The sequence below is a fragment of the Nocardia albiluteola genome (assembly GCF_018860155.1).
Lineage (GTDB): Bacteria > Actinomycetota > Actinomycetes > Mycobacteriales > Mycobacteriaceae > Nocardia > Nocardia albiluteola.
Window position 1 is genome coordinate 228,724 of sequence record NZ_JAHKNI010000004.1, and the last position, 25,456, is coordinate 254,179.

At 68.4% G+C, this 25,456-nt stretch carries 25 protein-coding genes; 13 read left to right on the top strand and 12 right to left on the bottom strand.

The window, feature by feature from the left end:
- Nucleotides 1-83 precede the first annotated feature (83 nt).
- The gene (locus KO481_RS14220; RefSeq protein WP_215917583.1) at nt 84-1,436 is read left to right on the top strand and encodes a 2OG-Fe(II) oxygenase; all 1,353 of its coding nucleotides are present in this window, start codon (nt 84-86) and stop codon (nt 1,434-1,436) included.
- A 63-nt stretch (nt 1,437-1,499) separates the two neighbouring features.
- Here the strand turns inward: KO481_RS14220 and KO481_RS14225 are convergent, their stop codons facing one another.
- The 6 genes from KO481_RS14225 to KO481_RS14250 all read right to left on the bottom strand — a co-directional run bounded on the left by KO481_RS14225 (nt 1,500) and on the right by KO481_RS14250 (nt 8,423).
- Nucleotides 1,500-3,950, bottom strand: coding sequence for an MFS transporter (locus KO481_RS14225; protein ID WP_372452019.1), 2,451 nt, complete (start codon nt 3,948-3,950; stop codon nt 1,500-1,502).
- A gap of 150 nt (nt 3,951-4,100) precedes the next feature.
- Nucleotides 4,101-4,490: a D-ribose pyranase gene (gene rbsD / locus KO481_RS14230; RefSeq protein WP_215917584.1), complete on the bottom strand. Its 390-nt coding sequence runs from the start codon at nt 4,488-4,490 to the stop codon at nt 4,101-4,103.
- 76 nt (nt 4,491-4,566) lie between these two features.
- On the bottom strand, nt 4,567-5,514 hold the full coding sequence (locus KO481_RS14235; RefSeq protein ID WP_215917585.1) for a ribokinase: 948 nt from the start codon (nt 5,512-5,514) through the stop codon (nt 4,567-4,569).
- 141 nt (nt 5,515-5,655) lie between these two features.
- On the bottom strand, nt 5,656-6,420 hold the full coding sequence (locus tag KO481_RS14240; protein WP_215917586.1) for an ATP-binding cassette domain-containing protein: 765 nt from the start codon (nt 6,418-6,420) through the stop codon (nt 5,656-5,658).
- Between the two features lie 9 nt (nt 6,421-6,429).
- A complete protein-coding gene (locus tag KO481_RS14245) occupies nt 6,430-7,434 on the bottom strand; it encodes an ABC transporter permease (RefSeq protein WP_308166599.1) in 1,005 nt (334 codons plus the stop codon).
- Nucleotides 7,431-8,423: a sugar ABC transporter substrate-binding protein gene (locus tag KO481_RS14250; protein WP_245400896.1), complete on the bottom strand. Its 993-nt coding sequence runs from the start codon at nt 8,421-8,423 to the stop codon at nt 7,431-7,433. Before KO481_RS14250 ends, KO481_RS14245 begins: the two co-directional genes overlap by 4 nt.
- A gap of 171 nt (nt 8,424-8,594) precedes the next feature.
- Here KO481_RS14250 and KO481_RS14255 point away from each other — a divergent pair, with 171 nt between their 5' ends.
- Nucleotides 8,595-9,599: a LacI family DNA-binding transcriptional regulator gene (locus KO481_RS14255; protein WP_215917588.1), complete on the top strand. Its 1,005-nt coding sequence runs from the start codon at nt 8,595-8,597 to the stop codon at nt 9,597-9,599.
- Between the two features lie 9 nt (nt 9,600-9,608).
- Here the strand turns inward: KO481_RS14255 and KO481_RS14260 are convergent, their stop codons facing one another.
- Entirely contained in the window at nt 9,609-10,448 is an 840-nt protein-coding gene (locus KO481_RS14260) for an alpha/beta fold hydrolase (protein ID WP_215917589.1), read from the bottom strand.
- Between the two features lie 58 nt (nt 10,449-10,506).
- Between KO481_RS14260 and KO481_RS14265 the strand changes: the two genes are divergently transcribed.
- Nucleotides 10,507-11,055: a helix-turn-helix domain-containing protein gene (locus KO481_RS14265; RefSeq protein WP_215917590.1), complete on the top strand. Its 549-nt coding sequence runs from the start codon at nt 10,507-10,509 to the stop codon at nt 11,053-11,055.
- Nucleotides 11,056-11,064: 9 nt separating this feature from the next.
- Here the strand turns inward: KO481_RS14265 and KO481_RS14270 are convergent, their stop codons facing one another.
- Complete coding sequence (locus tag KO481_RS14270; RefSeq protein WP_372452020.1) at nt 11,065-11,943, bottom strand: alpha/beta fold hydrolase; 879 nt, start codon at nt 11,941-11,943, stop codon at nt 11,065-11,067.
- 52 nt (nt 11,944-11,995) lie between these two features.
- Between KO481_RS14270 and KO481_RS14275 the strand changes: the two genes are divergently transcribed.
- The 3 genes from KO481_RS14275 to KO481_RS14285 all read left to right on the top strand — a co-directional run bounded on the left by KO481_RS14275 (nt 11,996) and on the right by KO481_RS14285 (nt 13,600).
- Nucleotides 11,996-12,583 (top strand): TetR/AcrR family transcriptional regulator, encoded by a 588-nt coding sequence (locus KO481_RS14275; protein WP_215917591.1) that lies wholly within the window; start codon nt 11,996-11,998, stop codon nt 12,581-12,583.
- A 141-nt stretch (nt 12,584-12,724) separates the two neighbouring features.
- Nucleotides 12,725-13,087, top strand: coding sequence for a hypothetical protein (locus tag KO481_RS14280; protein ID WP_215917592.1), 363 nt, complete (start codon nt 12,725-12,727; stop codon nt 13,085-13,087).
- A gap of 21 nt (nt 13,088-13,108) precedes the next feature.
- On the top strand, nt 13,109-13,600 hold the full coding sequence (locus KO481_RS14285; protein WP_308166600.1) for a nuclear transport factor 2 family protein: 492 nt from the start codon (nt 13,109-13,111) through the stop codon (nt 13,598-13,600).
- Between the two features lie 45 nt (nt 13,601-13,645).
- On the opposite strand, the gene KO481_RS14290 is transcribed toward KO481_RS14285, so the two are convergent.
- On the bottom strand, nt 13,646-14,323 hold the full coding sequence (locus KO481_RS14290) for a class I SAM-dependent methyltransferase (protein ID WP_215917593.1): 678 nt from the start codon (nt 14,321-14,323) through the stop codon (nt 13,646-13,648).
- 74 nt (nt 14,324-14,397) lie between these two features.
- On the opposite strand from KO481_RS14290, the gene KO481_RS14295 reads away from it, so the two are divergent.
- Nucleotides 14,398-15,252, top strand: coding sequence for a helix-turn-helix transcriptional regulator (locus KO481_RS14295; protein WP_215917594.1), 855 nt, complete (start codon nt 14,398-14,400; stop codon nt 15,250-15,252).
- 27 nt (nt 15,253-15,279) lie between these two features.
- Here the strand turns inward: KO481_RS14295 and KO481_RS14300 are convergent, their stop codons facing one another.
- The gene (locus KO481_RS14300) at nt 15,280-16,512 is read right to left on the bottom strand and encodes an FAD-dependent oxidoreductase (protein ID WP_215917595.1); all 1,233 of its coding nucleotides are present in this window, start codon (nt 16,510-16,512) and stop codon (nt 15,280-15,282) included.
- A 162-nt stretch (nt 16,513-16,674) separates the two neighbouring features.
- On the opposite strand from KO481_RS14300, the gene KO481_RS14305 reads away from it, so the two are divergent.
- From KO481_RS14305 to KO481_RS14320, 4 genes are all read left to right on the top strand, one after another.
- Nucleotides 16,675-17,409, top strand: a complete 735-nt coding sequence (locus tag KO481_RS14305) for a response regulator transcription factor (RefSeq protein ID WP_308166601.1) — start codon at nt 16,675-16,677, stop codon at nt 17,407-17,409.
- Nucleotides 17,410-17,478: 69 nt separating this feature from the next.
- Nucleotides 17,479-18,828 (top strand): sensor histidine kinase, encoded by a 1,350-nt coding sequence (locus KO481_RS14310; RefSeq protein ID WP_215917596.1) that lies wholly within the window; start codon nt 17,479-17,481, stop codon nt 18,826-18,828.
- Between the two features lie 278 nt (nt 18,829-19,106).
- Nucleotides 19,107-19,973: a DUF3159 domain-containing protein gene (locus tag KO481_RS14315; RefSeq protein ID WP_215917597.1), complete on the top strand. Its 867-nt coding sequence runs from the start codon at nt 19,107-19,109 to the stop codon at nt 19,971-19,973.
- A 27-nt stretch (nt 19,974-20,000) separates the two neighbouring features.
- The gene (locus KO481_RS14320; protein ID WP_215917598.1) at nt 20,001-21,203 is read left to right on the top strand and encodes a cytochrome P450; all 1,203 of its coding nucleotides are present in this window, start codon (nt 20,001-20,003) and stop codon (nt 21,201-21,203) included.
- A 176-nt stretch (nt 21,204-21,379) separates the two neighbouring features.
- Here the strand turns inward: KO481_RS14320 and KO481_RS14325 are convergent, their stop codons facing one another.
- Nucleotides 21,380-22,066, bottom strand: coding sequence for a TetR/AcrR family transcriptional regulator (locus KO481_RS14325; protein ID WP_215917894.1), 687 nt, complete (start codon nt 22,064-22,066; stop codon nt 21,380-21,382).
- 160 nt (nt 22,067-22,226) lie between these two features.
- Between KO481_RS14325 and KO481_RS14330 the strand changes: the two genes are divergently transcribed.
- Nucleotides 22,227-23,171 carry an oxygenase MpaB family protein gene (locus tag KO481_RS14330; protein WP_215917599.1) on the top strand — a complete coding sequence of 315 codons (945 nt, stop codon included), beginning with the start codon at nt 22,227-22,229 and terminating at the stop codon, nt 23,169-23,171.
- A gap of 217 nt (nt 23,172-23,388) precedes the next feature.
- On the opposite strand, the gene KO481_RS14335 is transcribed toward KO481_RS14330, so the two are convergent.
- The gene (locus tag KO481_RS14335) at nt 23,389-24,381 is read right to left on the bottom strand and encodes a Gfo/Idh/MocA family protein (RefSeq protein WP_215917600.1); all 993 of its coding nucleotides are present in this window, start codon (nt 24,379-24,381) and stop codon (nt 23,389-23,391) included.
- A 100-nt stretch (nt 24,382-24,481) separates the two neighbouring features.
- Here KO481_RS14335 and KO481_RS14340 point away from each other — a divergent pair, with 100 nt between their 5' ends.
- A complete protein-coding gene (locus KO481_RS14340; protein ID WP_215917601.1) occupies nt 24,482-25,456 on the top strand; it encodes a pirin family protein in 975 nt (324 codons plus the stop codon).

The following is a 25,456-nucleotide window of genomic DNA, read 5'->3' on the forward strand; positions in this document are numbered from 1 at the left end:
AACTCTTCGATACGCCTCGGGGCCGGATTGTCGGTGGGTCCTGCGAGGATGCCTGCAAAGGTTGTCGAACACGAGAGAAGTGCATGACGGACAAGACTTTACGGGTGATCAGCGAGCTCATGGGTTCGGTGCCGGCGGCGGGGTCATTTGCTACGCGCCGGACGAGCTCGGCGGAGAACCTGGTGATCGAGGTGGTTGGGGTGGGGCCGATCCGGTTGCCGGTGACGCCGGTTCAGGCGCGACGATTGTGCGAGGTCGCGCGGCCGGCGCGGTACGGTCGGCGGGAGCAAACCCTCCTGGACGCGAATGTTCGTGACACCTGGGAGGTTCCGCGCGACCGGGTGACGGTCGACGAGCGGCGGTGGCTCGAGACGTTGCTGCCCATGCTGGACACACTTCGGGCCGAGCTGGGTCTGGCGCCGGACTGCGAGTTGTCCGCGGAGCTGCATTCGATGCTGGTGTATGAGCCGGGACAATTCTTTCGGCGCCATCAGGATTCGGAGAAGGCCGACGGCATGATCGGCACATTGGTGGTTACTCTGCCCTCGGCGTTCACCGGCGGTGAGTTGGTGATCGAGCAGCAGGGCACGAAGGTCACCGACCAGGGTTCGCCGGAGGAGCTGTCCTTCGTCGCGTTCTACGGCGACTGCGAGCATGAGGTGCTGCCCGTCACCGACGGTTTCCGGATCACGTTGACCTACAACCTCGTGGCGAAGGGGCGTACCCGCCCGGACACCGCCGCGTTCGCCACACATCCGTCGGCCGCGTTACTGGCCGAGCAGCTACGCGCGCATTTCACAACACCGATGGAATTGTCGACGTGGTCCGTCGATCGCCAGCGGGAGATAGGCCCGCCTCATCAACTCGTTTACCTGCTGGATCATCAGTATTCCCAGCACGGATTCGGGTGGGATCAGCTCAAGGGCGGCGATGCTGCCCGTACCGGGCTGATGCTCGCGGCGGCCGACATCGCGGGATACGACACGTCGCTGGCGCTCGCGGAGGTCGAGGACTCCTACGAGGAGGACGAGTACTCGATGATGATTTATCGTCAGCGCTGGGAGCGCGTCGAGGGCGGGTGGAAGTGCGTCGAAAGCGCAGACATGGAGTTCGATGAAGACGGGGAAATGGTGGAGCCCGTTTTCGATGACCCCGCGAGCCTTCCGGTGGATGCCGACCTTCCTGTGGACCCGGGATCGGAAGATCTCGGCGAGCTGCGCTGGTCGGACATCACATTGACGTGGCTGATCGATCGGTCCGGGGCGGCCGGTGAGCCCGCGGTGCGTGAGGTCTGGGATGAGGAATTGTGCACGGGCGCATCGAGGTCGATGCTCGAGCCGTTCGCGTCGGAAATCGAGGGCTACACGGGCAATCAAGGAAATACCGCGAATTTCTGGTATAGGCGCGCGGCGATCGTCGTCCGGCCCCGTCGGTAGGACTGCCCGGCAAGCAATTTCCGGCGTCAGCCTTCGATGCGACCCATTGTCGTGGATCCGGGCTCACGCGTCGGTCCAGTAGCCGACGCGGACGTGGTGGGTGGCCTCGCCGCCCGCGACGGTGATGCTGCTGGTGACCGGGGGATAGCCGCGGGCGACGACGGTGTACTGGCCGTCGGCGAGGTCGGGGATCAGATAGTGGCCGGTGTCGTCGGTGCGGACGGTGGCGGTGAGGTCGCCGGTGGCGTCGAGGATCGCGATCTGGGCGTCGTGGACGGGGCGATTATCGTCCGCGAGAACCGATCCCGCGAGGACCGCGCGGGGAGCCAGGACGATGTCGTGGTGCAGGATGCGGCCGCCGGGGACGGTCAGGGTGGCGGCGCCGGGACGCATGTGTTTCGCGAGGGCGACCAGGGTGTAAGTGCCCGGGACGATGCCGTGGCAGAGGTAGGCGCCGTCTACGGAGCTGACCGCCGTGCCCACCACCTCGCCCTGTTCGTCGGTGAGGGTAACGATGGTGTCCGGGACCGGCGCGCCGGTCGTGGCCGAGCGGATCACGCCCGAGAGCTCTCCAGCGCCGTGCAGCAGCACATCCAATTGCCTTGGCATCCAGCCGATCGCTACTCCGGTGGCGTTCGGCTGATGGCCCTGCGCGGAGACGATCAGCACGTAGTTTCCCGGTTCCGGTGCGGCGATGAGGAAGTCGCCGTCCGGGTCGCCGGTCGTGCGCGATACCTGCTGCCCGCGTGTGTCTATCAGGGTGAGTGCGGCGTGCGGGACGGGCTGGCCGTCGTCGCGGCGGACCCGGCCCAGGACACAGTGCTCGGTTCCGGCGTCCACGCGGGCGAGCAGCGCGTCGAAGTGGTCGGACGCCGACTCCGGATCGTCCAGCAGTTCCGCGGCGTCATCCGGAACGGCCACGGACATGATCGGCTCGGCGACCGGATCATCCTGCAGCGGAATCTCTTTCATGAACAACAGCACGATCCCCGCCAGCACCGCGACGGCGGCGGCGATGAGGAATACCTCCCGCATCGCATCGGTGTATCCGGTCAGGATCGGAATCCGGAGCTGTTTCGGCAACGCCGCGATGTCGCTGGTGTCGCGCTGCAGTCCGGCGAGGCGACCGCCGAGCGCGCCCGGCGGATGTCCGCCGAAGGCCGCGACGATTCGTCCAGGGACGAGATTGAACAGGATGGTCAGGAAGACCGCCACCCCGAGCGTGCCGCCCATCTGACGCACGAATGTGGCCGTAGCCGTGGAGGTTCCGCGATCCTCGGGGCGGCAGGCGTTCTGTGCGGCGATGATCAGGGTCTGCATGCAGCCACCGAGACCGAATCCGATGATCCCGCAATACAACAGCGGCTGCCAGAGCGGACTGTCGTATTCGACGCGGCCGAACAGCCCCGCACCGGCGGCGAAGGCGAAACTGCCGAGCACCGGCAGGATCTTGTACCGCCCGGTGAGCTTGGTGACCACCCCGGACAGCTGCGCGCCGACCATGATTCCCACGACCAGCGGCAGCATCAGCAGTCCCGCGCGAGTCGGCGAATAGCCGCGCACCACTTGGAAATACAGCGGCACCAGGACGATGACCCCGAACATCGCGACGCCCACGATCATCCCGCCGAGGATGGAGACGCTGAACGTCGAGCTGCGGAACATGCGCAGTGGAATCAGCGCCGCATCCTTCATGAGCAACTCGGCGATCAGATACAGCACGAATCCCGCGGCCCCGATCCCGTAGCAGATCAGCGCGCGGTGCGAGCCCCAGCCCCACTCGCGGCCCTGCTCGGCCACGATGAGCAGCGGCACCACGCAGGCGGTGAGCGTTATGGTGCCGAACCAGTCGATCCGATGGTCCTGGCGCGCGTGCGGCACGTTGAGTACCCTCGCGACCACCGCGAACGCGACCACCCCGATCGGCACGTTCACCAGGAATACCCACCGCCAGCCGTCCACGAGAAGCAACCTGTCGTAGTTGGACAGGAAGCCGCCCAGGACCGGTCCGAGCACCGTCGCGACGCCGAACACCACCATGAATCCGCCCTGGTACCGCACGATCTCGCGCGGCGGGACGATATCGGACAGGATCGTGAACGCCAGCGCCATCAGCCCACCCGCACCCAGACCCTGGAACGCCCGGAACCCGGCCAGCTCGTACATCGAGGTGGCGAACGCGCAGGCCGCGGACCCGATCAGGAACAGCGCGATCGACGTCAGATACAGCGGCTTACGCCCGTAGATATCGGCCAGCTTGCCGTACAGCGGGGTGGTGATCGTCGCGGTGATCAGGTACGCCGTCGTCGCCCAGGCCTGCTGATCGAATCCGTGCAGGCTGTTGGCGATTCGCACGATCGCCACGCTCACAATGTTCTGATCGAGCGCGGCCAGGAAGATGCCGAGCATCAGCCCGGTCAGCACGGTGCGGATTCGGCGTGGCGACAGCACCGCGCGATCGGCCGTCGCCGGGATTGCGGGCGCCTGCTTCTCCTGAATCATGCTGTTGGTCACTGTCGTGGGTCCCTGCCGTCGGGTCGTGAAGGTGATGACGCACAAACAGTGGTTATTCGTCAGCAAAACGAATTTGGATCGGGGATCACGCGCGGGTTGTCCGATCCGCCCGGGTATATCCGGCCGCTGGCGGAGGGGGCACGCAGTGACCTACAACCAGGGCACTCCCGCGCGAAGCAGCACATTCGCGTAGGGGCGGGCCTCGCCGGTCCGCACGACGAAGCGGCAATCGGCGATGCGGTGCTTGAAATCCTCGTGGTCGATCAGCTCGGCGTGTACTCGTTCGTCGAGAAGGGTTGCGGTGTCCGGGTTTTCGGTGGAGACCTCGCGGCTGGCCCAGGCGGCTTCGATGGTGACCTCGTGCAGGATCAGGTCCAGGACCGGTTCGAAGTGTGGGAATCCGTAGCTGATGCCCAGATCGATGACGGGCACCCCGGTCGGTACCGGCAGTCCGGAGTCGCTGATCGCGAACAGGTCGGTGTGGCGCAGGCCCGTGAGGGCCGAGGCTAGTTCGGCGTGAATGATGCCGGTGGTGCGCATGGTGGGACTCCTGTCGAAAAGCATTGCAAGGGGGGTGCTCGGCTCTCATCTCGTGCCCAGCCCGGGACGCGAATCTCTAACTGAGGGGCTGAGACTCGGGCACTGTCGGTAGTGTCGCCGCGATCTGCTCGCGGGTGGGGTAGGAGCTGTGGGTGCCGGGCGCCTGCACGGCCAGGGCGCCGGCCGCGGTGGCGGTCCGGACCGCCTCGCCGAGGTCCGTGCCTTCGGCCAGCGCCGTGGCCAGGGCCCCGACGAAGGCATCGCCCGCGCCGGTCGAATCCACCGATTCCACCCGGGGCGCCGGCTGATACGCGCCCGCTACCGCGTTGTATCCCGACTCGCGCCGCGCCCACACCGAGCCCGCGGAGCCGAGCGTCGCCACTACCGACGGCACCCCGCTCAGGCACAGTGCGCGTGCCTGTTCGAAGGCCTTCTCGGGCGTGTGCGGGACCACGCCGCCGAAGGCGGCGAGCTCCGATTCGTTGACGATCAGCGGATCGCAGCGGCGCAGCAGGTCGTCCGGCAGCTGTGTGGCCGGGGCGGCATTGAGAATGAATCGCCGGGCCCGCGCCGCGGCCCAATGCACCACGCGCAGAGGCACTTCCAGCTGCGCGACCACGACCTGCGCCGTGCCGATCAGGTCGGTCTCGGCGACCAGTGCGTCGAGTTGGTGATCGGTCTCCCAGCGGAAGTTCGCGCCCGGATCCACGACGATCTGATTCTCGCCGCCCGCCACCGTGATGTACGCGGTCCCGGTCCGGGTGTCGGGGACCTCGCGCACGGCGGCGAGTCCGATGCCATACTCCAGCAACGACTTCCACAGTCCGGGATCGGCATCGGCGCCCACGCGGGCGATGAACTCGACTCGACCCCCGGCACGGACGGCCGCGACGGCCTGATTGGATCCCTTGCCGCCCAGATTGGTTCGCGAGCCCAATGCCAGCACCGTCTCGCCCGGCGCGGGCAGCCGCGCCACCTCGCTCACCACGTCCCGGTTCACCGAGCCGATCACGACAACGCTCACGACTCCGCCTCGCTGGCGCCCGGCTCCGTCGTGCGCGTGGCGCGCTGGCTTATTGGTTCGCTCCGCTTCGCTGCGCTCACGACTCCGCCTCGCTGGCGCCCGGCTCCGTCGTGCGCGTGGCGCGCTGGCTTATTGGTTCGCTCACGACTCCGCCTCCGCGGTCTCCAGGTTCCCAGGGGTCGCCCCGGTGATCAGCCCGACCAACTTGTCTCCATCGACCTCGGATATCGGATGCGCCGCTACCGATCTACCGCGCCGCAGCACCCGGACGTTATCGCAGATCCGCATCACCTGCGCCATATCGTGGCTGATGATCAGCACGGTGACGCCGCGCTCGCGCAGTTTGCGCACCAGCTTCTCCACCGCAGCGGTCTCCCGGACGCCCAGCGCCGCGGTCGGCTCGTCCATGATCACCATCGCCTCGCCCCACGCCACCGCGCGGGCGATCGCGATGGACTGGCGCTGGCCGCCGCTCATCCGTCGCACGGTCGTGCGCACCGTGGGCACGTCCACGTCCAGTTCGCGCATGATCTCCGCGCTGCGGCTGATCATCCTGCGCCGGTTGACGATTCCCAGCGGATAGACCAGCTCCCGGTTGAGGAACAGGTTCTGCCACACCGCCAGATCGTCGATCAGTGCCAGATCCTGGTAGACGGTCTCGATGCCCATTTTGCGGGCGTCCTCGGGGGAGCGCAGCCGGACGGGTTCGCCGCGGAACAAGATCTGCCCGGTGTCGGGCGACTGCACGCCGGTCAGACAGCGCACCAGCGTGGACTTTCCGGCGCCGTTGTCGCCGACCAGCGCGGTGACCTCGCCCGCGGGAATGGTCAGCGAGACGCCGCCGAGGGCGCGCACCGAATCGAAGGATTTGGTCAGGTCCCGTGCCTCGAGCAGGGGAATGGTCATGTGTCGCACCTACTTTCGGAAGCGGGAGATGCCGGCGGCCAGCAGCAGCACCGCGCCGACCGCGACCGGCTGGTAGTACTGCGAGATGCCCAGGATGGTGAACCCGTTGATCAGCGAGGTGAACAGCACCGCCCCGGCGACGGTGCCCAGCACCGAGGCCTTGCCACCGTTCAGCGACGACCCGCCCAGCACCACCGCCGCAATCGAACTCAGCAGGTAAGTGGTCTGCAGTGAGGGATCCGCGCCGCCGTTGCGCGCCACGAGCATCACCCCCGCGATGCCGCACAGCAGCCCCGACATGGCATAGGCGAACAGCCGGATCTTATTCACCGAGATGCCGGTGTCGCGCGCGGCCTCCAGGCGCCCGCCGGTGGCGAGCAGATGCGTGCCGATGCGGGTGCGGAAGATGATGCCCGCCACCACGAGCGCCGCGATCAGCGCCATCAGCCAGAACCAGCGCACCGGGCCGATGCCGTCCAGGGCGAACTTGGACAGGAACGGCGAGCTCACCGCGGTCGTATTGCCGTGTGTCAGTAGCAGTGTCAGACCGCTGATCACACTCAGCATGCCGAGGGTGACCACGAAGTCGGTCATCTGCAGCTTGCCGACCAGATAGCCGTTGAGCACGCCGACCACCAGCCCGCCCAGGATCGCCACCGCGATACTCACCGCGAGCGGATAGCCGCGGCTGTTCATGAAGCCGAGAAGTGCTGCGGCCCAGGGCAGATTCGCGCCCACCGACAAATCGATGCCGCCAACGGTGACCGCGAACTGCTGACCCAGGGCCAGCACGGTCAGGATGGTGGCCGAGACCAGCAGGTCGCCGATGTTGGACATGGTCAGGAAGTCCGGAGTGGCGATGAAGAACGCCACCCAGAGCAGCACCAGTGCGATCGGCGCCGCGTATTCGGCTGTCTTGGCAAGGATTTCCGTGCGCCCCTCACGCGCACCGTCGCCCTTCGTGTCCTTGGCGTCCCGGCCGGGATCAGCGGGCGCGATATCTGCCGCGGTCACTTGTTCAACAGCCCTTCCACCGGGTTGTCGAAGGTGACGATCGGCTTCGGGAACGCGGAGATCTGCGCAGCGACGTTGTCCGAGTTGATGAATGCGATCGGGGAGACCACGCGGGCGGGCAGCTTCTTGCCCTGGTGCAGGGCCAGGCAGGACTGCACGGCGATCTGCCCCTCGGCATACGGGTACTGGGTGACGGTGCCGGTCAGGCTTCCCGATTTGGTCGCGTCGAGCGCGGCCTGAATGCCGTCGGTGGAGATGACCTTGATCTGCCCGCTCTTGCCCGCGTTCTTGATCGCCTGCGCGGCGCCCAGGCCCATGGTGTCGTTGGCGGCGTAGATGCCGGTGATATCCGGGTGCGCCTTCAGGATCGCCTCGGTGACCTGCAGGCCCTTGTCCTGCTCGTAGTCGGCGGGCGCCTCCTGGACGACCTGCAGCTTGCCGGCGACCGCATCATTGAAGCCCTTGTCGCGGTTGATGCCGTTCTGCTCACCCGCGATGCCCTGCAGCACCGCGACCTTGCCGGTGCCGCCCAGGGCCTTCAGCATCTCCTGGCCCGCGGTCTTGCCGGCCTCGACGTTGTCCGAGCCGATGAAACTGGCGTAGCTCACCCCGGCCGCCTTGGAGGCGTCCGGGTCGATCTGGGTGTCCAGATCCAGGATCGGGATGTTCTTGCGGGCGACGGCGGTGAGCGGGGTGATGACGTTGGTGCCGTTGACCGGAACCACGCCGAAGCAGTTGAAGCCCTGCGCGGCCATGGTGGAGATCTGCGCGTTCTCCCCGTCGGCGTCCGTCTCCGACTGCCCGGCCTGCACGGTCACCTTCACACCCAGCTTGGCTGCCTCAGCCATCGCGCCGTCGCGCAGCGCGGCCCAGTAGGGGTTGGTGAAATTGCGGGTCACGATGGCGATCTTGAAGTCGCCGGAGCTGCTGTGATCACCGCGCCCACACGCGGCCGCGGCGAGCGCTCCGACGAGGACAAGCGGCGCCATTGCACGCCTGAATCGAGCATTCATGGGGTACGACCTATTCCCTGTTCCGATCATCAACTCGTGTTGATCAACACGAATTGATGAGTAGTCTGTGACCTGACTCACCCGCTGTCAAGGGGCTGGGCGCAATAGCGTGGCAACGACGCACGAGGCGAACACAGGAGAGCTGGAATGGTAGTGACACGGGCCGACGTCGCGCGCCTGGCGGGTACCTCCCCGGCTCTGGTGAGCTACGTGCTCAACGGCGGGCCGCGGCAGGTGGCTCCGGCGACCAGGGCCCGCATCGAGGCCGCCATCGCCGAACTCGGCTACCGGCCCAACATGTCCGCGCGCAGCCTGCGGATGAACCGCGGGCACGCGCTGGGCATGGTGATTCCCGACGGCGCCAATCCGTTCTTCGCCGAGCTGTCCGCGGTGATCGAGGCGGCGGCGTTCGCCCGGGGATACCCGCTGTTCGTCGGCAACGCCGCGGGGGATTCCGAGCGCGAGCAGGCCTACGTGCGTACCTTCATCGATCGCAGAGTCGAAGGGATGCTTGCCATTTCGTCGTCCTGGGAGACCGGAATCGGCGATGCCTGCGCGGCGGCGGACATGGTGCTGGTAGCCCTGGACCGCATCATCGATCCGGTCCGGTTCGCCCACGTGATGTGCGATTCGGTCGGCGGCGCGGAGCAGGCCGTCGCCCACCTCGTCGGCCACGGCCACCGCGAGATCGCCTGTCTGGCAGGGCCGCGCGTCTCCACGGCCGACGATCGGGTGCAGGGCTACCGGAATGCGCTGGCCGCCGGGGGATTGCCCGAGGGGCCGATCGTCCGGACCGATTTCGGCGGCGCGGCCGGCTACCGCGCCCTGTCGGAGATCATCGCCGGACCGCGCAGGCCCACGGCGGTTTTCGTCACCAGCGACCTGCAGGCCATGGGCATGCTCCGCGCTGCCTACGACGCGGGCCTGCGCGTGCCCGACGATCTCGCGGTGGTTGCGTTCGACGGGATCGAATACGCCCGCTACACCCGGCCGGGGCTCACCACCATGGTGCAGCCGACCCGTCGGATGGGAGAACTGGCGGTAGATCTGCTCCTGGAGCAGATCGACAGCCGCACAACGGATCCCGGCGTCCATCACCTCGATGCGACGCTGCGGACCCGCGGTTCCTGCGGCTGTCCCGACGACTTCTGAGCCGGACGTCTACGCGCTCACCAGGCGGCGAATCGCGGCGGCCACCTGTTCGGGTTTCTCCGCGGGCACCACGTGTTCGCAGTCCGCGTCCTCGAACCGCGCACCGACCTGTTCGGCGTACCGGCGCTGGTACTCGCGGATGGTGCCGTGGTTGCGGGCATGCATCCGGTCGGCCCGGGATGCCGAGATGAGGACGATGTCGCAGTGCGGCGGTTTCGGTGGGCGGCTTCGGAATTCGCCGATCCCGCTCGCGACCGCCGCGATCTCGCGTCGGTTCTGGGCGATGCCCGCGGGAGAGAAGTCGTCGGTCAGCATCGCCTCGTAAGTGTCGGCGGGGAACATGCGGCCGTAGGGCCGGGTCAGCACGCGCATGAGCGTGCGCGAGCGCGCGAGTGCCTGCTGCACGGCCAGAATTCGGTCGGTCTGCCGCGCCGTGGCCGACCAGTCGTCGTAGATCGGGGCCGCCTCGGGGGTGGTGTCGACCAGTACGAGCCCGTCGGGGTGGGGCGAGAGCCGTTCGATGGTCCGGCGGACGACCAACCCGCCCATGCTGTGCGCCACCAGGATCAGCCGGGTCGGTGCGAGCGCTTCGACCATGGCGACGAGTGTGTCGGCCATGTCGTCGAGGCTCTGGGGTGATTTCGCAGGGCCGCTGCGCCCGCGCCCGGCGCGGTCGTAGGCGACGGTGCGCGCGATATCACCGACCAGTGGCACGACCGGATCCCACAGCATCCGCCCGGCCCCGGCTCCGGATTCGAACACCACGCAGGTGTCGCCGGAACCGGCTTCCTCGAGGTAGATCTCGGTGCCGCGCACCGTGAGTCGGCGTCCGGATGCATTTCTTGTCATGCCCGCTCCCCATTAGTTCCAGTTTTGGAAATGGTACCAAAAATGGGATAGTAGAGCTATGGACCCCACCGAGTTGCTGCTGCACCCCGTGCGACTGCGCATCGTGCGGGCGCTGTCCGGCGGGCCGGCGCGCAGCGCGAGCGAGCTGTGCGAGCGCCTGCCCGACGTGCCGCGCACGAGCATCTATCGGCAGCTCGGCCTGCTGGTCGACGGCGGAATGCTGGAGATCGGCGACGAGCGGCGGGTGCGCGGCGCGGTGGAGCGCTTCTACCGGCTGCGCGGCGACCGCCCGACGATCGCCCCGGAGGCGGGGGACACGATGACCGCAGACGATCACCGGCGCGGGTTCGCCGCGTCGATGGCCGTGCTGATCGCCGAGTTCAACGCGTATCTCGACCGGCCCGGAGCCGCCCCGTTCGCGGACTCGGTGAGCTACCGGCAGGGCACCCTGTGGCTCAGTGCCGAGGAGCTCGACGCGATGCTCGCGGGCCTCCACGGGATCGTCGCGCCGCTCGCGGCGAACCAGCCGGGCCCCGGGCGGAGGCCGTATGTGGTGAGCCCGATCCTCTTTCCCGGCGAAGAACCCGCGCCGGGCGATGGCGAGTGATCGTTACGGTCACGAAAGTGGCAGCGGCCCTTTCGATTCGGCCGCGGTGTCGGTCAGAAAGGTGGACATCGCCGCGGCCACGGCCTCGGGCCGGTCGAGCATGGACAGGACGTAGGCGTCGTCGATCTCGACCAGCCGGGCGTGGGGGATCAGCTCGGCCAGGCGGCGGCCGTGTTCGCGAGGCATGACTTTGCCCGCCGAGGACCACAGAATGAGGGCATGGCCCGGGAAGTTGTGCAGTGCTTCGGTATTCGCGATCAGATCAGCCTTAGGGAAGCTGGATCTGGTGTAGGCCAGCAGGTCTCGCCGAATGTCCCGGTTGTGCAGACCGGATTCGGTCCAGCCGCGTACCAATTCGTCCGGCAGTGGGCGGCGTGCCATCCAGCCGAACAGCAGTGGCGATCGGCGCAGCCACCCGATCCGCAGCTGCCGCAACGCCAGCGTGACGCCGCCGGGTAGCGCGCCGGCGACCATGGCCATCCTGCCGGGCAGGCCGGGCGGAAAATTGCCGAATGCCTCGCAGGGCAACACGATCAGCCGTCCGACGCGTTCGTCCAGGCCGTACGCGGTGAGGAACAGGCCGCCGCCCCAATCGCTGTGAACCAGTGTGACATCGCGCAGCTCGAGCGCCGCCAGGAAATCGGCGAGGAGGCGATTCATGCCGCGCAGGCTCAGGTCTGTGCCCGGGCGCAGCGGTTCGGGATGCGCGCCGAGCGGCAGGTCCGGCAGCACGTACCGGAAACCCGCCGGGAGTCGTCCGATGACCGAGTCCCACTGCGTGTGATTCATCAGCAATCCGTGCAGCAGCACCACCGGTGGCCCGTCGCCGTGCTCCGTGTAGTGAATCCGACCTGCGGGTATCTCGACGACCGGCATCTCGACCTCCATTCGAGCGAACGCTCTAGAGCCTTTGCTCTAGTCTGGGTGGATGGTCGAGAAGATGTCAACCCGAGACCGGTTGATCACTGCGGTCGGCGAGCTGATGCGCGGCCGCGGCTACAGCGCCGTCACCGTCAAACAGATCACCGCCGCCTCGCGGGCCCCCATGGGCTCGCTCTATCACCACTTCCCCGGCGGCAAGCCGCAGATCGCCGCCGTGGCCCTGCGCACCTCGGGCGCGGCATACATCCAGCTGCTGCCGCTGCTCATGGACCCGTATGAAGACCTGCGCGAGGCCGTCCCTGCCGCCTTCGCCGCGGCCGCGGAGACCATCGAGCAGAACGGCTGGATCAACATGTGCCCGGTCGCCACCGTCGCGGGCGAGATCGCCGACAGCGAGCCGGATCTGCGCGAGGTCGCCGCCGAGGTCATGACCTCCTGGATCGCTGAGGGTACAACGTATTTCGTCCGCCGCGGACTAGCCGAACCCGACGCCCGCGAGCTGACCCTGGCCGTCCTGTCGGCGCTCGAGGGCGCCTTCATCCTCAGCCGCACGCTCCGCTCCACCGAGCCACTCCTCGCCGCCGGCCGCGCGATGGGAGACCTCGTGGAATCGGTGCTGGCGCGAGAACCGGTGGCGGATCGGTAATATCCGGCCCGGACAACCGCTTCGTGACCGGGCAGGTGATCTTCGCCGACGGTGGTGCGGAGGCCGCGGCGATCGGTGATCACCACTGGCGGTGACGGCCCCGGAGGTACCATTCGATATCGGTTCTCGAGGGAGATTGTCATGAAGAAACGGACGACTCTCGTGCTGGTCATCTCGGCTCTTGCCACCGTGTTGACCGGCGTTATGGCAGGTCAGGCACAGGCCGGGTCGGCGTTGGGTTCGGACTGCGCGGTGCTGGGGCCCATCGGCTCGAACGCGGTTCCCACCCTGGCGCCGTTGCAGAACATGCCGCAGAGTCAGGCGGCTCCGAAGCTCAACGCATATCTGGGGCAGCTGCGTGGGCAGGAGGGCAGGCTGACCACCGCCCAGGGCAAGGCCGATCTGCACGCATACATCGACGCCCTGCAGAACGCGACCTCGCCCTCGGCCGCGCCGCAGATCATGGCCGCCATCAACAAACTGCAAACCGACTGTCCGACATAGCCGATCACCGGGAGGGGCGGCGTGCCCGTATCCGAGCACGAACAATTCGTCGCGAACTTCATCGACTTCTGGCGTGATCCGTCCACCGATCGCATGCCGGAGCTGCTGCACCCGGACATCGTGCTGACCCAGCCGCTGGCCGCGCCGATGCGGGGCCTCGATGCCGCTCGTGCCGAGTTCGAGGGGATCTGGCGGTTGTTTCCCGATCTGCGTGCCCAGATCGACCGCTGGAGTGGCGATTCCGAGCTGCTGTTCATCGAGTTTCGGTTGCGGGCCCATGTCGGGCGCGAGCTGATCGAGTGGCCGAATATCGACCGCTTCGTGCTGCGCGACGGCAAGGCGATCGTGCGGACGAACTACTTCGATCCGCTGCCGGTCTTCGGCTGGGTGGCCAGGCATCCGTCGCTGTGGTGGCGCTGGTGGACCTCGGGCGTGGCGCGGCCCTGGCGGACTGGGCACACCATGGCCGACTACACCGCTCTTCCCCTTCCAGGCGGGGGTCTAACCAGGTAGGCCGCGCCATCGCGGGGAGTCGGGGCCATTGTGCGACGGGTAGGTTTACGCCGGGCGAGTGGCTCGGTAGCAGACGATGCGGCCCATGTGGCGGTGTGGCGTGGAGCTGACCAGGGTGTAGTCGAATCCGGCGGACTTCAGGAGTTGCGGGATGCTGTCGCCCAGGTTGCCCGCGACGGCGTGGCTGCGCTGTATCTGCCGCGCGAGGAAGCCGTCGGCCGGGGTACTGTCGCCGCCGAAGTCCAGCAGGTGCAGGCGGCCGCCGGGGCGCAGCACCCGGAACGCCTCGGCGATGGCGGCGGCCTTGATCTCGGTGGGGATGTGGTGGAGCATGAGCGCCGAGAGGACCCGGTCGAATTCCTGGTCCGGGTAAGGCAATTCCTGGGCGTAGCCGCGCTCGAATCGTATTCCTCTCAGGCCGTGGGCCTTTCGCTCCGCGCGGGCCAGCGCCTTCGGGTCCGGATCGGAGCCGGTCACCTTGGCGTCGGGCTGGGCACGCTTGGCCTTGAGGACGAGATTACCGGTGCCGCAGCCGATTTCCAGTACCCGGTGTCCCGGCTCGAGCTCGGCCTGTTCGATGAGCCGATCGTGCAGCGCGGGCGTGCCGAACAGCCGTGAGATCAGATCGAAGGCGGGCAGCATCAGATCGGACCCGGCCGCGGGCAGGTAGTCGTGCCGGGCGCTTCCGGCGGGGAGGAGGGAATGTGGATTATGTTTGCTCATGAACTCCATCGTGAGCCGCGGGGAAGTGTGGAAGTGGGGTGATAATCGGCAAGAATTGGACTATCTTCGGTTGCATGTTCGAGGCGGCCCGGTTGGTTCGTCAGCAGCGCGGCGTGCCGGTCTACGACTACCGGGGCGATCCGGACACGCCTCCGGTGTCCACCATGCGCTATCCGTTCTCGCTGCCCGACAAGCATCGGCACATTCACGATTTCCCCGCGTTGTGGTACGTCGGCGCGACCGGCGAGCTCTATGTCGTCGCGGCCGGCAAGGTGGTCGACGGCTCCGAGGCGCACAAGCTCGGACCGGGCGTCGCGGTGTTCTTCGATCCCGCCGCACTGGGTGACAATGCGCGGGCGCCGTGGCCCGCGTGGCGCTCACATCCGCTGCTGTATCCGTTCCTGCACGAGGAGCGCGACGGGCTGTTGCGCCTCACCGTGCCGCCAGAACGGCGCCCGTTGTGGGACAACACGATCGAGGCCATCGAGGCCGAGCTGGAGCAACGGCGCGACGGCTACCGGCAGGCGGCGTGCGCCCACCTGACCCTGCTCCTGATCGACCTGGCGCGGCTGACCGCCGACGTCGCGGGCGACCTGCGCCGCAGCGGCGAGCCGCTCCTGGCCGAGGTGTTCGACGTGATCGACAAGCGCCACGCCGAGACCCTGTCGCTGCGCGACGTGGCACAAACGGTCGGCATGACCCCCGGTTACCTGACCACCCTGGTCCGCCGCCGCACAGGCCGCACGGTCCAGGAATGGATCCTGCACCGCCGCATGACCGAGGCCCGCCGCCTACTCTCCGAGACCGACCTCCCGATCGCCGAGATAGCCCGCCGCATAGGCCTTTCCGACCCCGGCTACTTCAGCCGCCAGTTTCGCAAGACCTTCGGTGTGCCGCCGCGCAGTTGGCGGGCGGGCCCGGTCGGGTGACCCCGAGAGAATCGATCTGCCACTCGATTACCCAGGGCGGCGGGCGAATTCGGGGGCGTGCTCGGGTAGGACGCCGCGTGCTACCAGGTAGGGCAGTGCGTCTCGCAGCATGGGGATGCGGCGTAGCAGGCGTAGCGGTAGTGGGGCTCGGGTGGCGTCGGAGATGTTCAGGTCGCCCTGGAGGGCGGGGGCGATGGCGCGGGCGTGCAGCAGGCGTTGCAAACCCTGCGTGATGACCGTGGGAAGCAGGCGGCGGCGCTGCACGCGGGCGAGGTCTGCGGTTGTCACCGAGTGTGAAAGTAGGTGCGGGGCAAGGATTCTTGCTGCGGCGACCGCGTCTTGGACCGCCAGGTTGATGCCGACGCCGCCGACGGGGGACATGGCGTGGGCGGCGTCGCCGAGGCACAGGAGGCCGTCGGCATACCAGCGGTCGAGGCGGTCGAGCTGTACGTCGAGTAGCTTCACCTCGTCCCAGCTCGACAGGGCGTGCAATCGGTCCGAGAGCCAGGGCACGATCTCGGTGATCGGGCGCATGATGCCGGTGATCGGGCCCTCTCGCAGTGCAGGATCGCTGCCCTTGACGATCAGGGTCGCGCACTGCCAGTAGTCGCCACGGTCGAACATCAGGGCCACTCGGTGCGGAGTGAGGAATCCGAGCGCTCCGGCCGGATCGCTGTCGTGGCGCGGGATCCGGAACCACCACACGTCGAAAGGCGTTGCCCAGCGTCGTGATCCGAGCCCGGCCGCCGCCCGCAGGGCCGAGCTTCGCCCGTCGCACGCCACGGTCAGATCCGCGCGGATCTCTCCGGTTTCCCCGTCCCGGGTGCGGTAGCGCGCGCCGACAACGCGCCCGTTCTCCCGGATCACATCGACCGCCTCGGTATTCATGCGCAGCTGGAATGCGGGCTCCGAATCCGCCTCGCTGGCCAGCAGATTCAGCAGATCCCACTGCGGCACCATCGCAATGTACCGATGCGGACCCGGCAGCCGGTCGAACGTGGCCGCGGTGAACATGCCTCCGCGGAGGGGCAACTGCACCGAGGTCAACCGCCGGTGCGGTATCTTCGCGAATCGCTCACCCAGCCCCAGCTCATCGAGCAGGTCCAGGGTCGTCGGATGCACCGTGTCGCCGCGGAAATCACGCAGGAAGTCACCATGCTTCTCGAGCACGGTGACCTCGACACCGGCACGAGCGAGCAACAGCCCCAGGACGATTCCGGCGGGGCCCCCACCGGCGACGAGACAGGTCGTTCGATCCATCGGTCCCTCCAGCCGCACGGCGCATCCGTGTCTTTTCGATGCTATTGCGCCGCTCTCCGGTTTGCACCGACATCCGGCTCGTTCATGAGATGAGGGGACCCTAAGATAAGCGGGCCGACCCGACCTCAGGATGCTCTCACGATCGAGGGGCATGATGCGGGGGTGGCGCAGGACCTCGCACCTACCGATATGACGCTGATCCGCGGGAGCGGGCAGCGGCTGCTTGTTGTAGATGATGATCCGGGGATGGCGGATCTGCTGGTCACGACGTTGCGGTTGGCCGGGTACGACGCCGCGGTGACGGGTAGCGGGGCTGAGGCGCTGCGGGTGTGCCTGGAGGATCCGCCGGATCTGCTGGTGCTGGATCTGACGCTGCCGGACCGGGACGGGCTGAGTATCTGCCGGGCGCTGACCGAGCGCGGGCAGTCGGTGCCGATTCTGGTCGTGACCGCGCGCGATGCGGTCGAGGACAAGATCGCGGGGCTGGCGCAGGGGGCGGACGACTATCTGGTCAAGCCGTTCAGCGTGCCCGAGGTGCTGGCCCGGGTGCATGCGCTGCTGCGGCGGGCCAGCGTGCGGGGCGCCGCCGAGCCGCCCGCGGCGCTGCGGTACGGCGAGCTGTCCCTGGATGAGGGGCAGCGCCAGGCCCGGCGCGGGGAGCGGCGAATTCCCTTGACGCCCACCGAGTATCGGCTGCTCGAGTTGTTCCTGGCCAACCCGGAGCGGGTGCTGTCCAAGGATCAGATCATGGATCACGTGTGGGAGTACCGATTTCGGGAGCAGGTCGTGGAGAAGTTGATCTCGCGGCTGCGCGGCAAGATCGACGCCGAGTCGCCCGCGCTGATCCACACGGTGCGCGGCTTCGGCTACCGCCTCGGCAGCGGAAAGGCCCGCTGAATGGCCGCGAGCCGGCGGGGGTCATCGGTTCGCTCCGCTCCGCTCCGTTCACGGCTCACGGTCGGGATCGTGCTGCTGGCGGGCATCGGGCTGCTGATCGCGGACACCGCGCCCGTGGTGACCCTGTGGTTCTATTTCCGGCACAATGCCGATTCCGGGCTGTACCAGGCTGAACGCATTGTCCGCGCCGCGCCCGGACCGTACGTGCTGAGTTCGGTGCAGCAGCTCGAGCCCGAGGCGTTCTATGTCGCCTTCCTCGGCGAGGACGGACACGTCATAGCGGAATCCGGTGGTGCGCAAGCAAATGCGACGGACCGGCCCGCATTGCCCGCCGTGATCGGCCCGGGCTACGCGGCGCGACCCGTGGCCGCCGCCGCGGTGGGCAACCGGACCCACCGGTACCGCGTGCTGGCCTTCGCGGCGCCGCCCGGCCGGGCGGTGGAGGCGGTCAAGGGTGCACCCCCGATCCCGGTAGCCCGGATCGTGGTCGCGCGCAGCCTGCGATTCGACGACGGTGTGCTGAGCTGGCTGCTGGGTGTCGAGGTCGTCGCGACGCTGGTCGTGCTGATCGGCATCGCGGTGCTGAGCCGGACCGTGCTGCGCGTGGGCCTGCGGCCGCTGCGCGACATGACCGCCACCGCCTCGGCCATCGAGGCGGGCGAGCTCGGTCGCCGGGTGCCGGTCGCCGAGCGCCGCGACGAGGCGCGTGAGGTCGGGCTGGCGCTGAATCGGGCGTTCGATGCCCGCGAGCGTGCCGACGCGCGGCTGCGGCAGTTCATCTCCGACGCCTCGCACGAACTGCGCACCCCGCTGGCCACCATCCGGGGCTGGGCGCAGAACTACGAGCACGGCCTGGCCCAGGACCGCGAGTCCGTGGATCATGCGATCGCGCGGATCGACGCCGAGGCCGCGCGCATGCACAGGCTGGTCGCGGCGATGCTGCAGCTGGCCCGCCTGGATCAGGTGAGCGCCGCGAGCGAGGAGCCCGTGGATCTGGGCGCACTGGCGCGCGAGGCCGCCGGCGACGTGCGGGCGGTCGATCCCGGCCGGGTGGTGGAGGTTTCCGCGGCCGAACATGTCTACGTCTCCGGCGATGTCGATCAACTGCGCCAGGTGCTGCAGAATCTGCTGTCCAACGCGCTGCGGCACACCCCTTCGGAGGCAACGATTTCGGTGACCGTCGCGGTCTCCGAGACGGGCGAGGTCGAGTTGACCGTGGCCGATTCCGGTCCGGGACTGGATGATTCGTCGATCGAGCGGGTCTTCGAGCGGTTCTATCGGGGCGGGGGCTCCGGAGGGGGCGGCACCGGGCTCGGGCTGAGCATCGTCAAGGAGATCGTCGAGCGGCACGGCGGTACGATCACCGTCCGCTCCGAGGGTGGAGCGATCTTCACCGCGACCTTTCCGCGTTGCCGCTGACGCGCAGCCGGTCCCGCAGCGCGGATCCAGCGTCGACCCGTGCCGTTCACTCGTCGGGTAGCGCGACGGCCGGCTCCATCGCCTCGCGAGCCGCCGGTGGCGTCGGACCATCCCGCCCACACCTGCTCCGCATGCTTGTGGCCCGATCACGCCAGCCGTCCGCCGCTCGCTCCCACCCGGAAACCGTCAGCTTTCGGTCAGCTTTCCGGCGCAGCCGCGTCAGCCCCGCCTGATGTCCTGGATTCACAACCGATCCGCGACCAGGAAGGTACACGCCGTTGGCTGCCAGGACAACCACATCGGATCCCGCCCCGGCGCTCGCGCCGACTCCCGAGCTGCGCGAACGCCTGCTGGTCGGGGCGGTGTCGGGCGCGCCGATCGGAACCTTCACCATTGCGATCTCCGCGACGGGGTCGCTGGTGGTCGCCGCCGGCGCCGCGCTCGCCGCGGCGTTCGTGGTGAGTTGCTGGCGCATCGCGACCCGGCGGCCCGGGCGCACCACCGCCGCCGTGGTGGCCGTGGTCGTGCTGCAGGTGACGCTGGCGGCCGTGACGGGCAATGCCGCGAACTTCTTCCTACCCCGCATCCTGTGGGCAGTGGTGTGGTCCCCGGTGCATCTCGTGCTGATCCTGGCCGGACGCCCGCCGCTGGGCTGGGCCGTCGGCCGGCTGAGCGGTGATCCGGGGCAGTGGCGGCGCTGCGCCGTGCAGCGCCGGGCCTACACTCTCGCCTCACTCCTGCCCTGGAGCCTGGCCACTGTGGAAATGGTTGTCGCGCTGTGGTTGTACACGCACGGCCAGGTCGCATTGCTCGGCAGCACCGAAATGCTCACCAACGGAATACATCTGCTGTCGTTCCTGGCCGCTTGGCGCATTGCGGTGCGGCTCATAGGAACACATCGCTGTCAGGACGATCCCCGAACGTGCTCGCCCGAGGAAAGGAAATCGTTGATGCGCCTCGACATAGACCCCTCCCGCTGCATCGGCTCGGGGGTGTGCGCCCTGACCGCCCCGGAGGTCTTCGATCAGAACGACTCCGACGGCACCGCGCTGCTACGGCATTCGGAACCCCCCTCGGCCGAATGGGATTCGGCGCGCCTGGCCGCGCGATCCTGCCCGGCCGCGGCGATATCGATCTCGGAATAGCTCGACCGGACACCTCGAGGAGTATCCATGAATACGCCTGTCACCGAACCGATCCCGCTCGACATCGACCGCGACGATCCTTTACGGCCGGTCCCGGCGGTGCTGGAGCGCCTGGCCGGGACCCCGATTCGGCGCGTCCGGTACCCCAACGGCGGGGTAGCCTGGCTGGTGACCGGGCACGATCTCGCGCGCCAGGTGCTCGGCGACGGTGCGCGATTCACCGTCGTGAAGGACGGCACCCAACCCGGTCGGCAGGCCGAACCGCTACCGTCGCTGCCCTCCCCGGCGTTCCTGCTCGGCGTCGACGGCGAGCTGCATCGGCGGTATCGCGCGATGGTCAACGGCGAGTTCATGGTGAAGCGGATGACCGCGCTGCGCCCGCGCGTGCAGGAGATCGTCGACCATTGCCTGGACGAGGTCGCGGCGGCGCCGGAGCCGGTGGACCTGGTGTCCACCTTCTGCCTGCCTGTGCCCTCGCTGGTCATCGCCGATCTGGTCGGTGTCGCCCCCGAACATCGAGCCGCCTTCCAGGCCGCGGCGATGGGGATGCTCGGATTGAAATCGACTGTGCAGACCCGTGATACGGCGATCGCGAACCTCGGGACGATCCTGGACGACGTCATCGACGCGCGCTCGCGGGAGCCGCGGGACGACGTCGTGTCCCGGCTGCTGGCCGAGCAGCCCGGACTGGCCCGGCAGGAGGTACGGAACTTCTGCGTGCTGTTCCTGGTCGCCGGGCACGAGACCACGGCCAATGCCGCCGGTGTCGCCATCGGCCTGCTGCTGGAGAATCCGGACCAGCTCGCCACACTCCGTGAAAACTCGGGCAACGCACGGCAATTCGTGCACGAGATCGTCCGCTACCTGGGCGCGCTCGGCGACGGCGGCGGACTGCTGCGCCGCGCGCTGGTCGATGTCGAGCTCGGCGGCCGGCGGATCGCCGCGGGGGAGTGGGTGGCGGTCAGCCTGCCCGGCGCCAACCTCGACCCGGGCGTCTGCCCGCACGCCGCCCGGCTCGACCTGGACCGTGCCCCGGCCCCACACCTGACCTTCGGCTTCGGCGAACACGTCTGCCTGGGCCAGAACCTGGCCAAGCTCGAGCTCGAGGTCATGCTCGGCACCCTCTTCGCCCGGTTCCCGGGCCTGCGCCTCGCGGTCCCGGCCGGCGAATTACCCTGGCGCACAGAGTCGATCGTGCGCGGGTATCGCGCGCTGCCCGTGCACAGGTGAACCGATACGGTCCGGCGAAACCGATACGGTTCGGCGAGCCGGCAGGGTCCGGTGAGCCGCGGCGCATTCGGTGTGATCGCGGGCGCCGGGGCCGCTGGCGAACCGGACCGTCGGTAGCCCGTGCTGCCGTGTCGGCCAGGCTGGCGTCGTGCTCCTGGACAGCCAGTGGGAGAACGCTATTCGGGGGGTGCGCCGGCCAGTAGTCGGACTACCGAGCGCACGTAGTCCTCAAGCCGTTCGCGCGGGTACTCCTCCGGATCGCTGACCGCCAGGCGGCCCAGCATCTCCGCGACGGTGAGCACGGACCGGGCCAGCAGCCCGGAATCCATTGCCGCCCACCGCCGGTCCAGCGTCGCGCCGACCCGGACCAGCGCCTCGGCGCGCTCGATGATGTCGGCACGCGAATCCCGTAGCGCCGCACGGTATTCGTCGGGGGCGCTGGCCGGGGTGGCCAGGATCAGCCGCCAGCGGGTCGGATTCGCCAGCGTCACATCGACGAAAGCCGCTACCGTCGCGGAGGCCGCCGTCACGGGATCGGCGCCGAGCAGATCGGCGGGCAGGGTGCCGGCGACCTGCTCCAGGCCGCGCTCGCGCTCGCGTTCGAGCAGCGCGGCGACCAGCTCCGCGCGCGTGGCGAACACCGTGTAGAGCACGGGCTTGCCCACGCCCGCCTCCTGGGCCACGGCCTCCATGCTCAGCTCGTGCAGCTCGACGCGGCCCAGCACCGTGAACGCGGCATCGAGCAGTTGCGCGCGCCGCTGCTCGGGGGGTAGGCGCTTGGCATAGCGGCGACGCGGGCGATCCGTCGCGGAGTGCTCGGCGGGCCCGGGCTGTCCCCCCTGGGGCGGCCGCGCCGAACGCATTGTTCGCGCCGCCGAACGCTCGACCGTCACCGCCTGCTCACCTCCGTCGGATCCATACTGTCATGACAAATCCTACGGTGCCGTTGTATTCAAACATCGCAATTGCTACGGTGGTGTTGTATTCGCCATCCGGGCGGGTAGCGCGCACAAGGAGTAGCCGATGGGCTTCGATCCGACCACCCTCCGCCGCGACGACTACGGATTCTTCGGGCCCGGCTCGCCCAGCTGGAAGGTCTGGACGTCCCCCACCGCCGTCATCGGCTTCCAGCGCGCGGTTGTGCTGGAACATTTCGACCCGTTCCTGACCGCGGCCGTGGCCGATTCGCGCGGCATCTACACCGAACCGCGCAGCCGCCTCGACAACACCTTCGCCTACTTCCTGATCGTTGCCGTCGGCGATGGCCGTACCGCCATACAGGCGTCGGAGCACCTGATGACGGTGCACGCGAAGATGACCGGCATCGAGCCGATCAGCGGCAAGCGCTACGCGGCCAACAGCCCTGAAACGCAGCTGTGGATCCATATCACCGGATGGCATTCGGTGCTCGCGGCGTACGAGGCGTTCGGTCCCGGCCCGCTGAGTGCGGAGCAGGAGCGGCGCTACTGGGCCGAATGCGCCGTCGCAGCGGAACTGCAGACGTGCAAGCCCGAAGATGTGCCACGGTCCCGCGAGGAGGTGCGGGCCTACTTCGAGCGGGTGCGCCCGCGCCTGTGCAGCTCCGAACGCGCGGAGGAGGGCATGCACCACCTGCTGTGGACCTCACCGCGCAACGGCGCCGGCTGGTCCTACGCGCTGGGCAGCAGGCTGCTCTCGCTCGCCTCGGTGGCGACGCTGCCGAAATGGATGCGCACGCTCGGACACTTCGATCGGCCCGGTGTCGTGGACCTGGCGGTCCGGCTGCCCACGAAGGTAATCGTCTGGGCGACTTCGCGATTCAACTCGTTCGGCCTCCTCGCGGCCGCCCCGTACATCGCCCCGATGGCCGGGCAGATCCTGGCCCGGCACCTCGCCGCGCCCGAACCGATCACGCCGGAGACGATCACACCGGCGCGTGCTCGTGAGCTGTACGGCTCGCGCGGGTCGACGATCTCCGCGGTGGGCTGATCGCCGGGCCGACCTCAACGGCTGCTTCTGCGGGCGGACAATCGAACGCCCGGTCGAACCTTCCGCCACTGCGGGCCTTCCGCGGAGTCCGAGACCGAATCGGTTGGCGTACAGCTCGACTCGCCCGCCGTGATCGCCGACCACGGAATGAAGCACGGTCCGACGGAGCGGCGGCGCGACGCGGGGTGCACCGCCGGATCCGCGCAGACCGGACCACTCAACTCGGTTGGCGCAGAGGCATTCCGGCGGCTCGGTAGATCGCGTCGATCACGGTCATGTTCTCGATCGAGTCCTGCGGCGAGGTCGGCACCGGTTCGCCCCGCAGCACCGCGGCCGCGAAGGCGTCCAGCTGATAGGCGTACGTGGGCCGGCGGTCGAAGCGCTCGATCCGCTTGCCGCGCCGCGACCGCACCGACATCCAGTGCAGGATCTGCGGCGCGAGCGGATTGAATAGGTGCAGTTCACCGTGCTCGCCGACCACCCGGGCATCGATCCGCAGCACATCCGAGGACCACATCGAGCAGCGGATCCGGCCGGTATGCCCGGCGGGATAACGCAATTCGGCCGTCATCGCACGATCGACATCGGGCTTGTGCAACTTCGCCTGTGCGGAAACGACTTCTGGATCGCCGCCGCCGAAGACCCGGGCCATGTGCACCGCGTAGCAGCCGGCATCCATCAGCGCGCCGCCCGCGAGCGAGTAGTCATACCGGATATCAGAGAACATGGGCAACGGAAAGCACATCGCGGTCTCGACTCGCACCAGCGCGCCCAGCTCGCCCGAGGCGATGACCTCCTCCGCGGCCCGGACCAGTGGGTGGTAGCGGTAGTGGAACGCCTCCATGACCACCCGATCGGAGTGCCGCGCCAGTTCGGCGATCTCGCGGGCCTCCTGCGCATTGGCGGTGAAGGGCTTCTCGCACAACACGTGTTTGCCCGCGGCCAGGGCCGCCCGCGTCCACCGCCCGTGCAGGCCGTTGGGCAGCGGGTTGTAGATCGCATCGATGTCGGGCGCGTCGAGAAGCTCCTGGTAGCTGCCGAATACTGTTGGCACACCGTGCTTGTGGGCGAACTGCCGGGCCCGCGCGTGGTCGCGCGCCGCCACCGCGGCAACGATCACCTCGGGGTTACGCGCGGCGGGGCGGATCAGGGCCGGCGGTGCGATGCGCGCGGCACCCAGGATACCGATGCGCAGCGGGGCGTTGGTCACGGGAGAACCTTAACTTGCGGGCCTGGAATCCGTGGTCGTGATCGGCGCGCCCCGCCGCATGCCTATTCTGGGCATATGCCCCGCGACGGAAGGTGTGTAGATGAGCGACCTGGACTGTAGGCCAGATGTGGCGGCTCTGCCCTGTGCGGCGGGGCGACCGGGCCCGCGCGCCGACTTCTTCCCGTCTCGCGAGGTCCCCCTCGGCGGAGTGCGCGGTGTGACCGTGCACCGGTCCCTGCCGCAGCGCGGCCTGCCCACGATCGGTGCGTGGTGCTTCCTGGATCACTTCGGATCCGGCGGTCCGAAGACGCCCGCCGGTCACGACATAGATCCGCACCCGCACATCGGGCTGCAGACGGTGACGTGGCCCCTGGACGGTCGCATTCGCCACCGCGACAGCATCGGATCCGACGTCGAGATCCTGCCGGGCCAGCTGAACCTGATGACCTCCGGTTACGGCATAGCGCACTCGGAATACCGTGTGCCGGGCCATGCTTCGGGCGCGGGCCTGCAGCTGTGGATCGCGCTGCCCGATGAGGCCCGCGACACCGCACCGCATTTCGAGCAGCATCGCGACCTGCCCGCCGTCGAGCTGCCGGGGCTGCACGCGACGGTGCTCATCGGCACCCTCGCGGGAGCCACCTCACCTGCCAAGGCCTACACCCCCATCGTCGGCGCGGACCTGCGCCTGGACGCCGGAGTGGACGTAGAACTGCCCGTCACAACGGAATTCGAATACGCGATCCTCGTCGTCGAGGGCTCGCTCACCGTCGCGGACAACACCGTCGAGCCCGGCACGCTGCTCTACCTCGGCAGTGATCGGCCCACCCTCGCGCTCACCAGTTCCGCTGGTGCGCACGCCATCCTGCTCGGCGGTGAGCCGTTCGGGGAGTCGCTGGTGATGTGGTGGAACTTCGTGGCGCGCAGCCACGAGGAGATCGAGGCTGCCCGAAATGATTGGGAGGCACACGATCTGCGCCGCTTCCCTGATATCGCCGGACACACGCCCGAGCAGCGCATCCCGGCGCCGCCGCTGCCCCCGATCCACTTGGCACCCAGGACACGGCGAATCTGA